The organism is Gilliamella sp. Occ3-1, from assembly GCF_001690655.1.
Taxonomy (GTDB): domain Bacteria; phylum Pseudomonadota; class Gammaproteobacteria; order Enterobacterales; family Orbaceae; genus Gilliamella; species Gilliamella apicola_P.
Window position 1 is genome coordinate 24,900 of record NZ_LZHQ01000005.1, and the last position, 17,138, is coordinate 42,037.

The window sequence follows — 17,138 nt, forward strand, 5'->3', positions numbered from 1 at the left end:
ATAAGCAACCACCTTTTAAATAATTATTTATTAACACTTGATTATTTATATCATTAAACTATTAAATTACAGAAATCTTTTTATTTTAAAGACTATAGACTTGTCACTGGATATCAGTTATCTTTTTTAGTGTAAATTTTTTCTGTTTTTTATCAGTTTATATTTTATTTTACTCAATGTGTCTTATTTTATTAAGGAATGTAAGATGATCAAATTTGCTTTTCGCTTTTTGACAACTTGTTTTATTTTATTTTTTACCTCAATGACCAATTCTGAAGTCAGAATTATTATAACCGATGGAGTAAGTTCTGCTAAACCGATAGCTGTTGTCCCATTTAAATGGACGGGAAGTGGAGTACCCCCACAAATTATTGAAGATATTATTGCTTCTGATTTGCGTAACAGTGGTAAGTTTAACCCTATTGAAGTTAGTCAAATGCCTCAGAAACCAACAACTGCTTCAGAGGTTACGTCTGCTGTGTGGGATAATCTTGGTATTTCAGTTGTTGTTGTTGGATCAATTCAACCGGATGCATCTGGAAAATACCTCATAAATTATCAATTAGTCGATACAGTTAATCGACCAGGTACAGTTCTAGCACAAAATCAATTCTCAATTGAGAAACGTTGGTTGCGTTATGCAGCTCATACTGCAAGTGATGAAATCTTTGAAGCACTAACAGATATTAAGGGGGCATTTAGAACACGGATTGCTTATGTTGTTAAAACAACTAATGGACCTTTTTCGCATGAATTAAGAGTATCTGATTATGATGGTTATGATCAAATTACTGTTCATCGTTCTAAGGAACCATTAATGTCTCCTACTTGGTCACCAGATGGAAAGAAAATAGCTTATGTAACTTTTGAAGGAGGTCATTCTTCATTAGTTTTAAAAACATTGGATAGTGGTGCTGTACAAACAATTGCATCTTTTCCTCAGCATAATGGGGCGCCGGCATTTTCTCCGGATGGTAGTAAATTAGCATTTGCTCTATCTAAAGGCGGTAGCTTAAATTTATATATGATGACGTTAAGTAACAAACAAATTACTCAGATTACTTCTAGCCGTAGTAATAATACAGAACCATCTTGGATGCCGGACAATCAAACTATTGTTTACACTTCTGATCAAGCAGGTCGCCCGCAGTTATATAGTATTAATATAAATACAGGTGAATCGCAGAGGGTGACTTGGGATAATACGCAAAATCAGAATGCCAGAGTGTCACCTGATGGTTCTTTTATTGCAATGATATCAAGCAATAATGGCGAACAACATATAACTCGATATGATATGGATACAAAAACCTATCAACGTTTAACTGATACATTTTTAGATGAAACGCCAAGTATTGCTCCAAATGGTACAATGATCATTTATAGTTCATCTCAAGGGTTAGGTACAATTTTGAACCTTGTTTCTACAGATGGTAATTTTAAGGCAAGGTTACCAGCTACTGATGGGCAAGTAAAATTCCCTGCATGGTCACCATATTTGTAAAGATAGCTTAAAAAATCAACAACTTTGCGATTATTAAAATTGTGTAAAGTTTAAGGTCGTTATAATATATACTTCTAATCTTTCAGGTTGGTAACGGGAGTTACTTTGAAGTTGGTTAGATACATAAAATATAGATAATAATTTATTCAAACAAAAGGAGTTTATACAATGCAATTTTCTAAATTTCTTAAAGTAGCTGCGGTTGCTTTGCCATTAATCGCTGTAACTGCTTGTTCATCTAATAGCAGTCACAACGCTGGTGGTAATTTAAATGGTACCTTATCAAAAGAAGCCTTAGAACAACTTCAAAAATTACAACAAATCAATACAGTATATTTTGATTTTGATAAATACAACGTTAAATCTGAATATTCAACATTATTAAATGCACATGCTGTATTTATTCGTACTAGTAATATCAAAGTTGTTATTGAAGGTCATGCCGATGAGCGTGGTACTCCAGAATATAACATTGCATTAGGTGAACGTCGTGCAGCTGCAGTTAAATCATACTTACAAGGTAATGGTGCCCCTGCAAGCCAAATGGAAATTGTTTCTTATGGTAAAGAAAAACCAGCTGTGTTAGGCCATGATGAAGCAGCTTATGCTAAAAATCGACGTGCTGTAGTAACCTATGTTGGATACTAATAGCCATATTATAACGGCTGATTATTCAGCCGTTCTTATTTTCTAAGTTCATGCCGAGTCTAATAATATGCATAAAAAAATACCCACATTGTTCTTATTTCTTTTATTTACTGGTTATGGTTGTGCAGCAGGTAGTTCTGGCATTGATCAAACTGTTCAAGCTCAAGGACAGTTATTGATTGAAAACCAACAAAAAATTAGCGATTTGCAAGCAGATGTAGACGCTCTTCGTGGGCAATTGGAAGAGACAATATATCAACTTAATCAGACAATTGAACGCCAAAAAATGATACTTCAGCAAATGGCTAATGGCTCTGGATTTTCGCTGAATACTAATTTTAATTCTCAAGAAGAGAGTTTCATTCCATCTCAGGATTCTACTTCATTAATATCTTCATCAGATTTATTGGGATGGGTAGCTTCAGGTGATGATAAAGTTGATTATAATTTTATAATGCAATTTATTAATGATAGTAAACAAAATAATGAGGTTATTACAGCATTCCAGAAATATCTGAAAACTTATCCAAAGTCTAGTTATCGAGCTAATGTTAATTATTGGCTCGGTCAATTATCGTATAAACAAAGCAAAAAAGACGATGCTTCATTTTATTATGCTACTGTGGTAAAAGATTTTCCATCTTCCCCCAAAGCAGCTGATAGTCTTTATAAAGTAGGGTTAATTTTACTTGATAAAGGAGATACTAAAAATGCTAAAGCTGTTTTTCAACAGGTGGTAAATAAATATTCAAAAGATAAAAATGCGGTAGCACTTGCTAATAAAAAGTTAGCGTCACTAAAGTAAAACGCATAAATAAACATCGATCGAATAAAATTAGCAATAAAAGGGTTGCGTAGCGCTATGATTATGAGTATTATACCAACCCGAAATTGCTTGTGTTTTTAACTATTAAGAGCATAACAGTTATTATCAAATGGGTCGTTAGCTCAGTCGGTAGAGCAGCGGACTTTTAATCCGTTGGTCGAGCGTTCGAATCGCTCACGACCCACCATATTTGATTTTCACAATTCAATCAACAAGTCAACCAAATTTTTCCAAAGTATAGCAAACAGCATAGCATATAGTAGTCATGATACCAAAAGTTAAGTCAAGCAATATGCGATTAATTAAAATTAAATAAAGTAAAACTGCAAATAATAGAATAAACAATGAAATTAATCAATTAATGATACTAGGCTTATTTAGTACAGAGTCTTTTATTACAATTGCGCGAGAAGAAAAAGATGTCGATCCTATGAAGGTTGTTGCGACATTTAGGAATAATAATGATCCTGTAGCTATACCTTAGTTAGTACATAATTTACCTAGAAAATTATGTTACTTGTTTTTGTGATTTATATTCAATAGGCGTATAAATAGTATGCTAGATACATAAAGGACCTTTTTATAGGCTGAAAACTATTTATTATAGTAAAAAATAAAAAGAAGGAGTAATCCTCCTCTCAATTTTAAAATATTATTGGTCTTTAGCCGAAAGTTCAATAATCTTCATCGTAATATCAAATGATTTCAGAAATGATGATAATGGTAAAAATTCATAACAAGAATGAAAGTTATGAGCACCAGTAAAATAATTAGGTGTAGTAAGACCTTTAGCTGAAAGTGCAGAGCCATCTGTTCCACCCCGCATAGCTATTGTATTTGGCTGAATATTGAAATGCTCAAATGATTGATAAATCAAATCAATACAGCGACGATCATTTCCTAAATGGTTGGCTATTTTGCTATAAACATCGGTAATTTTACATTTAATTGTAGCTTTTGGGTATTTGCGGCTAATAAAATTTACGACTTCTTGTACATAAGCTTTTCGTGTTTCATAGCGAGCCAAATCAAAGTCACGAATACTCATTTTTAATGTTGTGGTACTTTGATTTCCAACAATATCATTAAACCAAAAGTAACCTTCTTTACCTTCAGTATGTTCGGGGGTTTCAAAACTATCAAAACAGTTAATAATATCGTTAGCTATTCGGATTGGGTTAATTAAAACATTTTTAGCTGACATGGGATGAGCAGATACACCAGTGATATCGATGGTTGCAGAACCGGCATTGAAAGTTTCATAAACTACTTCGCCTAGTTCGCAACAATCAATTGTGTAAGCAAAATCAGGTTTAAAACGGTTTAAATCAAGTTTTTTAGCGCCTTTTAATCCTACTTCTTCATCAGGTACGAATGCGACATAAATGTCGCCATGTGCAAAATTTCGTTGTTGTAATTGATCTAACATTGTCATTACAACAGCAATAGCAGCCTTATTATCAGCACCAAGCACACTTGTACCATCAGTAACAATTAATTCTTCATTTAGATATTTATTTAATTCAGGATGTTCATCCACTTTAAACCAGATATTCTTATTTTTATTTAGTAGAATATCCTGACCAGTAAAAGTAATTCTCTGTGGATTGATTTTATCTGATAAAGCAACATCGACAGTATCAAGATGAGCAACGTAACCAATTTTAGGTGCATTTGGAGTATTGCCTGGCAGTTTAGCCGTTACAATACTATGTTCATCAAGGTGAACATCTCTTAAATTAAGTTTAAGCAATTCTTGTTTAAGTAATTTGGCTAATTCTGTTTGTCCTAGTGTTGAAGGTACATGCATACATCCAAGAGAACTTTGGCTTGGGATACTGACATAACGTAAGAAACGTTCAACTAATTGTTCAGTAATATTCATAATATTTTGGCTCCTTATCGATGATTAATTAATTACTTACTGGCGGATAGATGTAACCACTATCAAAACCAATTGGTAGACCTAGTAACCAAAATAACAATAAATTTATAGTTAATGCAATGAGTAGAGCTGCGGTATAAGGAATCATCATCGAACTTAATGTGCCGACACCAGTATTTTTGCAGTACTGCTGGCAATAGGCAATAATCAAAGGATAAAAAGCAAACATAGGGGTACTAACATTAACTGCAGAACTGATACGATAAGCCGCTTGAGTTAATTCAGGTGAAATGCCAACAGACATAAGCATTGGTACAAAAATAGGTGCTAAAATAGCCCATTTTGATGATGCCGAGGTAATTAGTACATTTAACATACTCGTTAGAATTATCACACCGAAGATTGTGACAACAGAAGGCAAATGTAGTGCTTTTAAAAACTCAGCGCCACCAATAGCAATTAATGTTCCAATATGAGAGTGAGAAAAGACATATAGAAATTGAGCACAAAAGAAAGCAAAAACGATAAATGGAATAAGAGATTTAGTGATTTTTTCCATTGATTTTACAATATCGCGAGAGGATTTAAATGCTCCAGTTATAAACCCATGTATTAAGCCTGGAATGGCAAAAAATATAAATAATAATGGCACAATAATTTGCATAATTGGTGCTTTATTACTAGTCATACTTCCATTAGGAGCACGCAATAAAGAATTTTCTGGTATTAATAATAAAACTAAACCAATAGCAATAGCTAAAAAGATAATTGAAGCCACTTTAAATGCACGGTTTTCAACCGGCGTGATTGCTGGTGAATTGGCAATATTATCTAACTTCAAATCATTATTTAAAGGCATAGTTGCATGTAAACGAGGCTCGACGATTTTATCGGTAACAAACCAGCAAGCTAATAATACAAAAAAGGTGCCACCAAAGCTTAAGAAGTAGTTACAAAGTGCATTAACTTGATAAGATGGGGCGATAATTTGTGCAGCACTTTGGGTAAAGCCTTGCATGATTGGATCAATAATTGAAGGTGTATAACTAGAGCTAAACCCACCAGCTAATCCAGCAAATGAAGCGGCAATACCGGCAAGCGGATGACGACCAATTGCATAAAACATCATAGCTGATACAGGCATTAAAATCACATAAGCAGAGTCAGCAGCAATATGGCAAACCGTACTGACAAAAATAACTGATGGTGTTACTAAATTTTTAGGAGTGATAGCCAATAATTTTTAAGTAATACATGAATATAACCACTACTTTCAGCAATCCCTATACCTAATGTTGCCACGATTGTGATGCCTAGTGGCGGAAAAGTGACAAAATTAGGTACCATCTTGGTAAAAAAAGTAACAATGTGCTCAGGGGCTAACATATTGACAATAATGAGCTTGTCTTGAGTGACAGGATTAATATAATTAAAGTTTACAAAAGAAAGTAATAAAGAGGTAATAAAGCAGCTGATTAAAGCATAGAAAAACAATGTTGTTACATCTGGGATTTTGTTTCCAATTCGTTCAATAGTATTTAAAAAGCCACCCGTTCTTATTGATGACGAGTTGTTAGTTGTTTGATTCATAATAAAGTTAGTATAAATATTGTTCGGAAAATAATGTAGCATAGATTAATAATACAGGCAAACATGGTTTTTAGGTGTTTTTATATTCAGATACCATCTTATTAACTTAAAACCCTTTATATTATTTATATGATCATACAAATTTGAATTTTCTTTGTAGTACATAATATTTCCCTAGTATAGGAGTTATGTCGGAAAACATCTCGAATTATTTACATGTCATGATTAAAGTGATTCTCTAAAAATTGATAAGGTGTTTTACCAAAAATTGCTTAAACTTTTGTTTTCTATCTTTTGAGTCACTAAATATTTGCTGATTATGCCGCTTCTACATTAAAGCCTTATTACCCGTTTCGCTTTTCTATTCATTTGTCGGTAGGCAAGTTTCTTAATTTTTTGATTTATATAGTAGTAAATATACTATTTTAACAAATAAATACAGAAAATTATCGATTAGCCGAGAAACGGCATAGGCTCCTGAAAATCTTTTACAAGAATATAACCTAAAAAGTGAACAATTATGTAAATACACCATAGCTAGTACAAAAGTCACGTGAAAAAGCCTATATTCTAAACTTGTTTGAAGAACGGATTATTAGTGCCATTTTGAATCGAAAAAATACCAGAACAAAAAACAAGTTTGTGTAAATGTTGATTTTTATTTTAGCTTTATTTATTACATGATTGGCTTACCTAAATATGCTATTTTCAATATCAAGTGTGCTTATCGAATTGAAGAACTCAATTTTGATGATCGCCGAATTATTCGCCCTGCTTATAAAAATATAGGTGAAATTAAGTCGTTTATCCCCTTAAAAGATCGTTAAACCAAACATCCGCCAGTATTATGCTGGCGGTATCGACAAAATTAAGTTTATTAAAAAAGCATGGTTATTTAAAGTAATAGTTTGTAGACTATACTTCATTATCAGTTTTAGGCTGTATACTTTGTATATAATTTGAATATGAATCTTTTAAAATCTTTAGCTACTGTCAGCTCAATGACGATGGTGTCTCGTTTATTAGGTTTTGTGCGTGATGCCATTATTGCACGTTTTTTCGGTGCAGGTATGACCACCGATGCATTTTTTGTTGCATTTAAACTTCCTAATTTACTTCGACGTATTTTTGCAGAAGGGGCATTTTCACAAGCTTTTGTACCAATTTTAGCTGAATATAAAAATCAACAAGGGACTGAGGCAACTCGCACATTTATTGCTTATATTGCAGGATTATTAACTTTGGTCTTGGCGTTGGTCACGCTAATTGGAGTTATCACAGCGCCTTTTATCATTATGCTAACTGCGCCTGGATTTATGCAAGAATCAGCTGAAAAATTTGAACTTGCAACTACTATGCTACGCATAACCTTTCCTTATATCTTTTTTATATCGTTGGCATCACTTGTTGGAGCCATCCTTAATACATGGAATCGGTTTTCTGTCCCAGCTTTTGTTCCAACACTACTCAATGTGAGTATGATTGTATTTACCCTATTTTTAACGCCTTACTTTAATCCACCAGTATTGGCTCTTGCTGTATCTGTTGGTGTTGGTGGGATTTTACAATTGCTTTACCAGCTACCTTATTTAAAGAAAATTGGCATGCTAGTATTACCGCATATTAGCTTTAAAGATAGCGGTGTTTGGCGGGTTTTAAAACAAATGGGACCAGCAATTTTAGGCGTATCTGTAGGACAAATATCTTTAATTATTAACACTATTTTTGCTTCATTTCTAGTTTCAGGCTCGGTTTCGTGGATGTATTATGCTGATCGCTTAATGGAGTTTCCTGCTGGTGTACTTGGTGTAGCGTTAGGCACCATTTTATTGCCATCATTAGCAAAAAGCTTTACAAAAGGTGATCATAAACAATATTGTGAATTGTTAGATTGGGGATTACGCCTTTGTTTTTTATTGGCTCTACCGAGTACGGTTGCATTAGGGGTTATTTCTCGCCCACTTATATCAACGCTATTTGAATATGGACAATTTACCTTAAATGATACCTTAATGACACAGCGAGCCTTAGTTGCTTATTCTATAGGTCTACTTGGATTGATTTTGATTAAGGTGCTAGCTCCAGCCTTTTATTCTCGTCAGGATATTAAAACACCGGTTAAAATTGCGATTATTACATTAATTTTAACACAGCTAATGAATCTTGCTTTTATTGGTCCATTACAACATGCCGGTCTTTCATTATCAATTGGCTTAGCTGCATGCTTTAATGCTGGATTATTATATTGGCAGTTGCGTAAAAAACAGCTTTATCAACCTCAACCTGGTTGGCGTTACTTTTTGATTAAAATCCTCATTGCGGTAATTTTAATGTCTGCAGCATTGTGGTTTGGTTCTCAGTTATTACCTGACTGGTCAACTGGTTCAATGTTGGTTCGTATCGGGCGATTATTTTTATTGGTTATTGTGGGCATTTTAGTCTATTTTGTGTCATTGAAGGAAATGGGATTCAAGATTAAACATTTTATTAAACGAATTGATTAACAATAACTTTAGATAAAGATAAATTAAATTTTGTTAGACATTTTTAAGTAATAGGAATGTTTAATTATAAAATAAATAAGAATATAGATGAATAAATCTGACACAATCATAGATTTGTGTATTGTCAATTAAAGGTGACGTTTGATTCTGTCACTGTTGCGGTTGTTGTTATTGCTGTATTTATTGCAATCTCATGCATTAACAATTACAACAACCTATACTGTTCATGGCATCGCTCCATATTTTAAGTTTAGTAGTGGTGCAACCAAGGTGACTACAACAGATGATTTGTTAGGGCTCGAATTATAGGAAGGTACTAAAATCACACCTAAACCCAATAACACAAAAAAAACAAAAATTTATTATTAACTTAAAATTTGTTGTACTATTTCACTCATAGCAACAGCCATTGCAGTTAAGCTTCTGGCTGCTCGTTTTCAAGAGTGACATCGGGGTCGTTGTATACTGTCATATCCATAAGGCCAATTTCTTTATCGGTTGCGACAGCGGCTGTCATAGCTCCAGATACATTAGCTAAAGTTCTTGCCATATCAATAATTGGATCAACAGCTAAAACCATACCAATTAATGGGAAGTATTCGGCCATGCCCATACCTGATAAAACAACGGTTGCGGCAACTGTTGCAGTGCCAGGAATTCCAGCTATACCAATTGAACCAATAACCACTACAATGACAAGCATAATATAAAATTGGATATTAGTATCAATGCCAACCATATGAGCTACCATAACAGCAAGTAAAGCAGGAAAGAAACCGGCACATCCATTCATTCCCATGGTACTACCTAGAGAGCCAACTAAATTTGCGGTACCTGTATTAACACCCATTCGGACGGTTAGTGTTGAAATAGTCATTGGTAATGAACCGACAGAGGAACGACTTGTAAAGGCTAATAACCATGTTCCTAGCGCTTTTTTTATAAACATGATTGGTGAAATACGATGAATCACAATAATGGCAACATGTACAATCAACATAATCAATGTGGCGATGTAGATCGCTGCAACAAAACTTGAAACCTGAATAATTGCGGGTATTCCGTTAGAAATGATGGTGCGAGCAAGTAAAGCAATTACTGCATAAGGCATGTATTTTATGACTGTCATCGCAATCGACATGATGATCTTATAAAGTGCTTCAATAAACGTTTTAAATAGGGCAATCGGTTGTGAGTTTTTCTTTTCCATTCTGTTGGCGGCAATCCCCATTAAGGCAGAGAAAATGACCAATCCAACAATATTTTCGTTTACCATTGATGCAATAATATTGCTCGGAATTAGATTTATAAAGGTATCAATAATATTAGTGTATTGTTTTGCCTGAGCTTGATGTACAGAACTTGAGCTTATTTCACCTAATGCAAATAGATTAGCTAACAAAATACCAACAATACAGGCAATTGCTGTTGTAAACAGTAACCAAAAAATTCCTCTGAATGCGATTTGGGGTAGATTTTTTTTACCAGAGAAATCGATAATTACTTTAACAATAGATACAAATATGAGTGGTATCACTAACATTCGGATAAAAGCGATAAATGCTCGACCAAATAGTCCATACCAAGTTGCGGTTTCTTGCATCCAGATTGTTGATGTGTCAGGAAACCCTGCTACAGCTTGAATGCTTAAACCAAGCACGGCACCAAGTATTAACCCAACTAACATACGTATTGAAAAATTAACCTTTCGCTTTTGTAATGGTCTCATTACTGTAAAAAAACAGATGAGCAATAACCCAATACCAATTAATGTCTGGTAATGAGTAATAGATAAGAACTTTTCAAAAAAGACTCCTTGAAAAATGGCATCTGGCATATTTAATCCTCACCCTTTAATAATAAATTTAATTATCTAGTAAAATATTTATTGATAGGTTTATTAATACCTATCTTATTTTGCGATTGAGCCTACAATATTTAAAATATCCCACGGTCTGGAAAATGGTGGAGCATAAAGAAAATCCATCATGGCTAATTCATCAATTTTCAAATTCATCCATATTGCGGTTGCAAGAGTGTTGATCCTTAATGCCGCACCTCGTCCTCCAGCTATTTGACCACCTAAAATCACTCGAGTGTCGGCATGATAGATAAGTTTTGCTGTTACACTTGTTTGACCGGCAACATAATTACTGTGATTTTTATCTTTAACTATGACAGTTTTATAAGGAATTCCAGCTTTTTTGGCTTCGCTTTCAGTTAAACCTGTTCGTCCTGCTTCAATATCAAAGACTTTTAAGGCTGAAGTGCCAATAGTGCCAGGATATTCACAATTTCCGCCACCTAAATTTTCGCCTACAATTTTGCCTAGTTTGTTCGCCCCTGTAGCAAGTGGAATATATACCATTGAATGACTAACTCTATGGTGAAGGGCAACACAATCTCCAGCAGCATAAATATCTGCCATATTAGTTTGTCCAAAGCTGTTGGTGATTATGGCACCATTTGCAAGTGTCTTGATACCAAGGTTTTTATAGATATCATTGTTTGGCTTAACACCGGTTGCAATAATAACAACATCGGCTGGATATTGTGATTTATCAGTAATTACATGTGTGACGTTGTGCGATCCTTCAAAGCCAAGTACTCGCTCTTGCAAATGTAGATCACAATGTTGTTTAATATTTTCTTCAATTAGTTCAGTAATTTGTCTATCAAATGCATCGATAAGAATTCTGTCATCCAATTGAATCAATTTGACGTTTTTTTGTAAAGCAACAAGCGATTCAGCTATTTCAAGCCCAATATATCCAGCACCTATAACAATCAAATTTTTGATATTTGAGTTGGATAATGTCTGTTTGATAGCTAACCCGTCATGCAGGTTGCGTAATGTGAAGATATTTTTTAGTTGGCTATTTTCAAAAGGGGGAATGATGGGACTTGCACCAACTGCAAGTAGTAACTTGTCATAGCTATCATCAAAGCAATTGCCAGTATTGAGATCTTTAACAGTTAATTTTTTTTGATTAGTATCAATAGCAATGACTTCATGTAAAGTTTTTATTTCAATACCATCTTTTTGAAATTGTTCGGGCGTTCGGGATATCATTTCGTTGGCGTCAGTAAAGTGGTTACCAATAAAATAAGGTAAACCGCAAGCACCAAACGAAACAATATCTGATTTTTCATAAATACGGATGGTTGCCTCAGGGTTCATTCTTTTAGCCTTTGCAGCAGCACTTGCACCTGCGGCTTGAGCGCCAATGATGATTATTTTCACTTAATTTTCTCCTCAGTGCTCAGATACTGAATTATAAAATAATACCTTATCATACCCCATAGATTACCTTGGTGATAGATAGTTAGCATTAATATTCGTTAATTTAAAATTTTATTCGTTTGAAAATCAACAATTACTTGTTTAGTGTAATTTTTTTAGTCGTATTATTTTTGTTAAAAAGTTTCCGGTAACTATGTGTTTCAGTATAAATTATTAAGTATAGGTGGCTGAGTTTGGTTGATTAATGTCATGATTAAATTAATCTGTAAGTCTGTGTCATTTAATGTGGGAATATAATAAAATGATTTTCCACCTGCATTTAAAAAGATTTCTCGATTTTCTTCGTCAATTTCGTAAATAGTTTCAATACAATCTACCGAAAATCCGGGACAGATGACGTGCACATTGTTAACACCATTTTTTGCTAATGTTTGTAGTGTATCGCTGGTACTTGGCGTAACCCATTTACCTTTTCCAAATTTAGATTGATAAGCCATTTGAATTGGTATATTTATGTTATTTGTTCGGCATTTTTCGATTAATAACTGTGTGGTCATTTCACAACGCTGAATATAATCATCTTTTCGTTTGTAAATATAACGCTCTGGAATCCCATGATAAGAAAGTATAAGCACTTCCGGCTCACCTTTGTATTGAAATGCTTGCTTAATTTGTAAATAAAGTGCATTGATATAGCTTGGATGATCGGCATAATCACGAATATAGTCAATACTATTTATGATTTTGTCGGTTGCTATAATTTGTTTAAGTTTATCAAGTACAGCGAGTGTTGTGGTTGTTGAGTATTGTGGAAAAAGTGGCAATACCGTAATTTTTGAACATGATTGAAGCTTGTTCAATGCAGATTGAATATTGGGTTCACCATAGGTCATGGCTAATTCACATTGAATATTTGGTAAGTGGTGTTGTAATTTATCACATAATAATTGGCTGTAATGAAGTAAAGGTGATGAGCCATTTATCCAAATTTTTTGGTAATGATGAATAATGTAAGGCACTCGTTTAGGTATTACAAGGTACTTTAAAATCGGATGCCAAAATAGTTTCGGTAAATCAACGACATGGCGATCGAGTAAGAACTCGGTTAAGTACCGTTTTATTGCATCTGGTGTTGCCGCGTTTGGTGTACCTAGATTAATAAGCAATAACCCTTGTTTTTTATTCACAAGTAATCCTTATTTTGAGCAAAGATAATAGTTGATAATGTTAAAAAGCCTATGTAGTGCGCCTTGATTTTGTTTTAATACTTGATACGCGTGTTCGCCAATTTGTTGACTACGCGTTTTATTTTCTAAAAGCCCATTAATCGCTGAATAAAGGGAATCGGCTGTGCTAGCACAAATGATCATGCCATCAGCTGAAATAAGTTGCTCACAAATCACTTTAAAATTGAAAAAATGTTCGCCACTAATGATTGGAATGTGGTGAAGTGCGGGTTCTAATGGATTATGCCCTCCATGTTTCACTAAACTGCCACCAACGAAGGCGATATCGGCAATACCATAAAGTTCTATTAATTCTCCCATCGTATCACCCAAAATGACTTGGATTTGTTTAGCAGGAATTTGGCCGCTACTGCGGTTTATATAATTTAATCCGCAATCATTAATTAATTTTTCGACGGTTTTAAAGCGTTCTGGGTGGCGGGGGACAATAATCAATAATAAATAGGGATATTTTTGTAATAACCGCTTAAAGGCAGATAAGATGATTTCATCTTCTCCATTATGTGTACTTGCGGCAATAAAGATAGGGCGGTCTAATTGCCACCGCTGTTTTAGCGTTTTGATTTTTTGCTGTTGTTGATCTGTTAAATCAATATCAAATTTAATACTACCGGTTATTGTTAAGCGATCACGGGGTAAACCCAGTGAAATAAAACGTTCCCCATCTTGCTTATTTTGTGCGGCAATTGCACTAATTTTTGATAGTAAATTGCTAATGGATCGCCCGAGTTTACTGTATCGATTAGCTGAACGTTCTGATAATCTGGCATTGGCAATAATTAGCTGAATATTTCGTTTATAACACTGACAGATAAAATTAGGCCAAAGCTCAGTTTCCATAATGATCACTAATTTGGGCTTAACCGTATTTAAAAAACGATTTATCGCGCAGGGCAAATCATAAGGTAAATATACATGGCTGACGCTATCACCAAGTAATGACTTAACTTGCTCTGAGCCTGTTGGCGTCATGGTGGTAACTGTGATAGGTAAACTAGGATACTGTTGTTTAAGTGCTTTGATTAGTGGGATGGCTGCTATCGTTTCACCCACCGATACGGCATGCACTAAAATACCGTTAGATTTAACTTTATTTTTGCAAAAACCATAGCGTTCAAGCCAACGCTTTCGATAAGCTGGTGCTTTACGACTACGCCAAAGCAGTCTTAGCCAAACCAGTGGTTGAATCAAATACAATAAAAAAGTATATAAAATTTGCATACTAATTATAAGTTGGTTAGATCAAAAAAGTGTTCACGGTAATAAACAAGTTCAGCAATTGAGTCACGAATATCATCAAGAGCTTGATGAGAACTCTGTTTGCTAATCCCTTTTAGTATTTCAGGTTTCCAACGTTTAGCTAATTCTTTAATTGTGCTGACATCTAAATAGCGATAATGAAAATAACTTTCTAAATTAGGCATATAGTTAAATAAAAAACGACGGTCTTGTCCAATAGTATTACCACAAATTGGAGAGCTGTTTTCTGGTACCCATTGTTTTAAAAATTCGATGGTTTGTTGTTCGGCCTGTTGTTCACTAATAGTACTTTTGCGAACACGCTCAATAAGTCCTGATTTGCCATGGGTGTTTTGATTCCACTCATCCATTAATGCTAATTGCTCATCAGATTGATGAACTGCAATCACAGGTCCTTCAGCAAGAATATTTAAGTTAGAATCGGTAACAATGGTTGCGATCTCAATAATGCGATCAGTTATTGGATTGAGTCCAGTCATTTCAAGATCTATCCAAATAAGATTGTTACTATTAATTTGAGATTGTTTGTTCATAATTTGCTATAGAGATTTTCTTTTTGATACTGAGTAGTGTAGCATAACTGACAATCTGTTTTAGTAAAAAATGAGTACTATGGCAAAAAATAAACTATCCAATAATCAAAAAAGACGTGTAGCGGCAAAACATCAGCAACGATTAGCAATAAAGCAAGATGAGAGTCTAGCAAATTTTTCGTCACCTCGTGACGGTGTAGTAATAAGTCGTTTTGGTAAGTCTGCTGATGTTGAAGATAGTGCAGGTCTTATTTATCGTTGTAGTATTCGTCGCACGTTACCTTCGATAGTCACTGGTGATAAAGTAGTATGGCGCGAAAGTTTAGAGCCAAACACCAATGGTATTATTGAAGCGGTTCACCCGAGACATTCTGAACTTGTCCGGCCTGATTTTTATGATGGCGTTAAACCCGTTGCCGCAAATGTTGATCAAATCGTGATTATTTCGGCTGTCTTGCCAGAATTATCACTAAATATTATCGATCGTTATTTAGTTGCTTGTGAATGCACGGATATAAAACCTATTATTGTTTTAAACAAAATTGATTTACTTAATGATGATCAACGCACTGAAGTTGAAAAAAAGTTGACGATTTATACTCATATCGGTTATCAAGTTTTGTATGTCTCATGTCAAAATCAACAAGGCATTGCTGTATTACAAGAAGTTTTGCAAGGTAAGATTTCCATTTTAGTTGGGCAGTCTGGTGTGGGAAAATCAAGTATTATTAATTTACTGTTACCTCATCAATCACAATCAGTTATGACTGGAGGTATTTCAGAAATATCCAGACTTGGTCAACATACAACTACTTCCTCTCGGCTTTACCACTTACCAAATGGTGGAGATATTATTGACTCACCAGGGATCCGCGAATTCGGTTTATGGCACTTAGAGCCTGAACAAGTGATTAGTGGTTTTAAAGAATTTGATAATTATTTAGGCGGTTGCCACTTTCGCGATTGTAATCACTTTGATACGCCAGGTTGTTTACTACAAAAAGCAGTACAAGACGGTAAAATTGCACCATCAAGGCTTGATAACTATCATCGGATTTTACAGACAATGCAAGAAGTTAAGGCAAAAACTAACAAAATCTATAAATAATCAGCTTAATTCATGTATAACAAAAATTAAATAAGTTGTATTTGTGTTCGAGTCATTACTGTAATTACTTGCTGCTCACAATTAGTGGTAACCTTCTTGAAAGTCATTGCTAGATTGTGAGCAACGAATATGTTATTTAACATCTATTTTTTTAATGCAAAACCAATAGCTACATATGCCCAACCTTGGAAAATAAGGTCAATACCTAAAAACATACCTAATACCCAAAGACTATCATATGGCCAACCTGCAATAATCATAAATCCTAAAATTAATGTAATAATCCCTGAAGTTAAAACCCATCCCCAACGAGGTAAATTGCGGTTATTCATAGCCGCAAATATTTGTGTAAAGCCGCTCATAATTAGCAAGAATGAAATCACCAATGTTAAGGCTGATGAAACCGCAACAGGTTGGAAAAATGACATTAGACCAATAAAAATGTATAAAATTCCCATTACTGACCATAATGCTGACTGACCAAAATCTTTAATACGAAATGAATGTAGCGCTTGGGCAATACCTGCAATTAAAATTAATGAACCAATAAAATAAACAGAAAAGACGGTTGCCATGAACTGATAACCTAATGCTAAGCCCCCCAATATAATTAAAATAACACCAACTAAAATAAACCAGCTTGATTTTTCTTTAAGATTGTAGACTTTGTTTTCGTTAGATATCATGTTATTTACCTATTTTTATAAGTTAATTTTGGATTTCAAATTAAAACCACTTTTTAAGACTTATAGTTTGTCAATGGTGATTTAGTAAATGAAAAGAAAGGTA

Annotated in this window: 13 protein-coding genes, 1 tRNA gene and 1 pseudogene; 7 read left to right on the forward strand and 8 right to left on the reverse strand. The window is 34.2% G+C overall.

Annotated elements, in window-relative coordinates; genetic code table 11:
* Nucleotides 1–208: 208 nt before the first annotated feature.
* The 4 genes from tolB to A9G43_RS01870 all read left to right on the forward strand — a co-directional run bounded on the left by tolB (nucleotide 209) and on the right by A9G43_RS01870 (nucleotide 3,165).
* Complete coding sequence (tolB, locus tag A9G43_RS01855; RefSeq protein ID WP_065606192.1) at nucleotides 209–1,504, forward strand: Tol-Pal system beta propeller repeat protein TolB; 1,296 nt, start codon at nucleotides 209–211, stop codon at nucleotides 1,502–1,504.
* Nucleotides 1,505–1,672: 168 nt separating this feature from the next.
* Nucleotides 1,673–2,152, forward strand: a complete 480-nt coding sequence (gene pal, locus A9G43_RS01860; protein WP_065606134.1) for a peptidoglycan-associated lipoprotein Pal — start codon at nucleotides 1,673–1,675, stop codon at nucleotides 2,150–2,152.
* Between the two features lie 67 nt (nucleotides 2,153–2,219).
* The gene (ybgF, locus tag A9G43_RS01865) at nucleotides 2,220–2,957 is read left to right on the forward strand and encodes a tol-pal system protein YbgF (protein ID WP_065606135.1); all 738 of its coding nucleotides are present in this window, start codon (nucleotides 2,220–2,222) and stop codon (nucleotides 2,955–2,957) included.
* Nucleotides 2,958–3,089: 132 nt separating this feature from the next.
* Nucleotides 3,090–3,165 (forward strand) — tRNA-Lys (locus A9G43_RS01870).
* Between the two features lie 465 nt (nucleotides 3,166–3,630).
* On the opposite strand, the gene pepT is transcribed toward A9G43_RS01870, so the two are convergent.
* Together pepT and A9G43_RS01880 are read right to left on the reverse strand one after the other, a co-directional pair.
* The gene (gene pepT, locus A9G43_RS01875; protein WP_065606137.1) at nucleotides 3,631–4,863 is read right to left on the reverse strand and encodes a peptidase T; all 1,233 of its coding nucleotides are present in this window, start codon (nucleotides 4,861–4,863) and stop codon (nucleotides 3,631–3,633) included.
* Between the two features lie 28 nt (nucleotides 4,864–4,891).
* A pseudogene (locus A9G43_RS01880) lies at nucleotides 4,892–6,453 on the reverse strand (AbgT family transporter).
* 680 nt (nucleotides 6,454–7,133) lie between these two features.
* Here A9G43_RS01880 and A9G43_RS10830 point away from each other — a divergent pair.
* On the forward strand, nucleotides 7,134–7,280 hold the full coding sequence (locus tag A9G43_RS10830; protein WP_335340233.1) for a hypothetical protein: 147 nt from the start codon (nucleotides 7,134–7,136) through the stop codon (nucleotides 7,278–7,280).
* Nucleotides 7,281–7,418: 138 nt separating this feature from the next.
* Nucleotides 7,419–8,957: a murein biosynthesis integral membrane protein MurJ gene (gene murJ, locus A9G43_RS01885; RefSeq protein ID WP_065606144.1), complete on the forward strand. Its 1,539-nt coding sequence runs from the start codon at nucleotides 7,419–7,421 to the stop codon at nucleotides 8,955–8,957.
* A gap of 415 nt (nucleotides 8,958–9,372) precedes the next feature.
* Here murJ and A9G43_RS01890 read toward each other — a convergent pair whose 3' ends face one another.
* The 5 genes from A9G43_RS01890 to orn all read right to left on the reverse strand — a co-directional run bounded on the left by A9G43_RS01890 (nucleotide 9,373) and on the right by orn (nucleotide 15,241).
* Complete coding sequence (locus A9G43_RS01890; protein ID WP_065606146.1) at nucleotides 9,373–10,794, reverse strand: cation:dicarboxylate symporter family transporter; 1,422 nt, start codon at nucleotides 10,792–10,794, stop codon at nucleotides 9,373–9,375.
* A 75-nt stretch (nucleotides 10,795–10,869) separates the two neighbouring features.
* A complete protein-coding gene (locus tag A9G43_RS01895) occupies nucleotides 10,870–12,201 on the reverse strand; it encodes a CoA-disulfide reductase (protein WP_065606148.1) in 1,332 nt (443 codons plus the stop codon).
* A gap of 200 nt (nucleotides 12,202–12,401) precedes the next feature.
* Nucleotides 12,402–13,388, reverse strand: coding sequence for a ferrochelatase (gene hemH / locus A9G43_RS01900; RefSeq protein ID WP_065606151.1), 987 nt, complete (start codon nucleotides 13,386–13,388; stop codon nucleotides 12,402–12,404).
* A gap of 9 nt (nucleotides 13,389–13,397) precedes the next feature.
* Nucleotides 13,398–14,669, reverse strand: coding sequence for a lipid IV(A) 3-deoxy-D-manno-octulosonic acid transferase (gene waaA, locus A9G43_RS01905; protein ID WP_065606153.1), 1,272 nt, complete (start codon nucleotides 14,667–14,669; stop codon nucleotides 13,398–13,400).
* Between the two features lie 5 nt (nucleotides 14,670–14,674).
* The gene (gene orn / locus A9G43_RS01910; RefSeq protein ID WP_034911832.1) at nucleotides 14,675–15,241 is read right to left on the reverse strand and encodes an oligoribonuclease; all 567 of its coding nucleotides are present in this window, start codon (nucleotides 15,239–15,241) and stop codon (nucleotides 14,675–14,677) included.
* A 79-nt stretch (nucleotides 15,242–15,320) separates the two neighbouring features.
* Between orn and rsgA the strand changes: the two genes are divergently transcribed.
* On the forward strand, nucleotides 15,321–16,349 hold the full coding sequence (rsgA, locus tag A9G43_RS01915; protein ID WP_065606155.1) for a small ribosomal subunit biogenesis GTPase RsgA: 1,029 nt from the start codon (nucleotides 15,321–15,323) through the stop codon (nucleotides 16,347–16,349).
* Nucleotides 16,350–16,492: 143 nt separating this feature from the next.
* Here the strand turns inward: rsgA and A9G43_RS01920 are convergent, their stop codons facing one another.
* Nucleotides 16,493–17,035, reverse strand: a complete 543-nt coding sequence (locus tag A9G43_RS01920) for an HdeD family acid-resistance protein (protein WP_065606157.1) — start codon at nucleotides 17,033–17,035, stop codon at nucleotides 16,493–16,495.
* Nucleotides 17,036–17,138 lie beyond the last annotated feature (103 nt).

What these genes read in the sequence shown, in the direction of transcription:
- ybgF (WP_065606135.1), top strand. Translation starts at nt 2,220, where the DNA reads ATGCATAAAAAAATACCCACATTGTTCTTATTTCTTTTATTTACTGGT.
- pal (WP_065606134.1), top strand. Translation starts at nt 1,673, where the DNA reads ATGCAATTTTCTAAATTTCTTAAAGTAGCTGCGGTTGCTTTGCCATTA.
- rsgA (WP_065606155.1), top strand. Translation starts at nt 15,321, where the DNA reads ATGGCAAAAAATAAACTATCCAATAATCAAAAAAGACGTGTAGCGGCA.
- waaA (WP_065606153.1), bottom strand. Translation starts at nt 14,669, where the DNA reads ATGCAAATTTTATATACTTTTTTATTGTATTTGATTCAACCACTGGTT.
- A9G43_RS01920 (WP_065606157.1), bottom strand. Translation starts at nt 17,035, where the DNA reads ATGATATCTAACGAAAACAAAGTCTACAATCTTAAAGAAAAATCAAGC.
- murJ (WP_065606144.1), top strand. Translation starts at nt 7,419, where the DNA reads ATGAATCTTTTAAAATCTTTAGCTACTGTCAGCTCAATGACGATGGTG.
- orn (WP_034911832.1), bottom strand. Translation starts at nt 15,241, where the DNA reads ATGAACAAACAATCTCAAATTAATAGTAACAATCTTATTTGGATAGAT.
- A9G43_RS10830 (WP_335340233.1), top strand. Translation starts at nt 7,134, where the DNA reads ATGATTGGCTTACCTAAATATGCTATTTTCAATATCAAGTGTGCTTAT.
- pepT (WP_065606137.1), bottom strand. Translation starts at nt 4,863, where the DNA reads ATGAATATTACTGAACAATTAGTTGAACGTTTCTTACGTTATGTCAGT.
- A9G43_RS01890 (WP_065606146.1), bottom strand. Translation starts at nt 10,794, where the DNA reads ATGCCAGATGCCATTTTTCAAGGAGTCTTTTTTGAAAAGTTCTTATCT.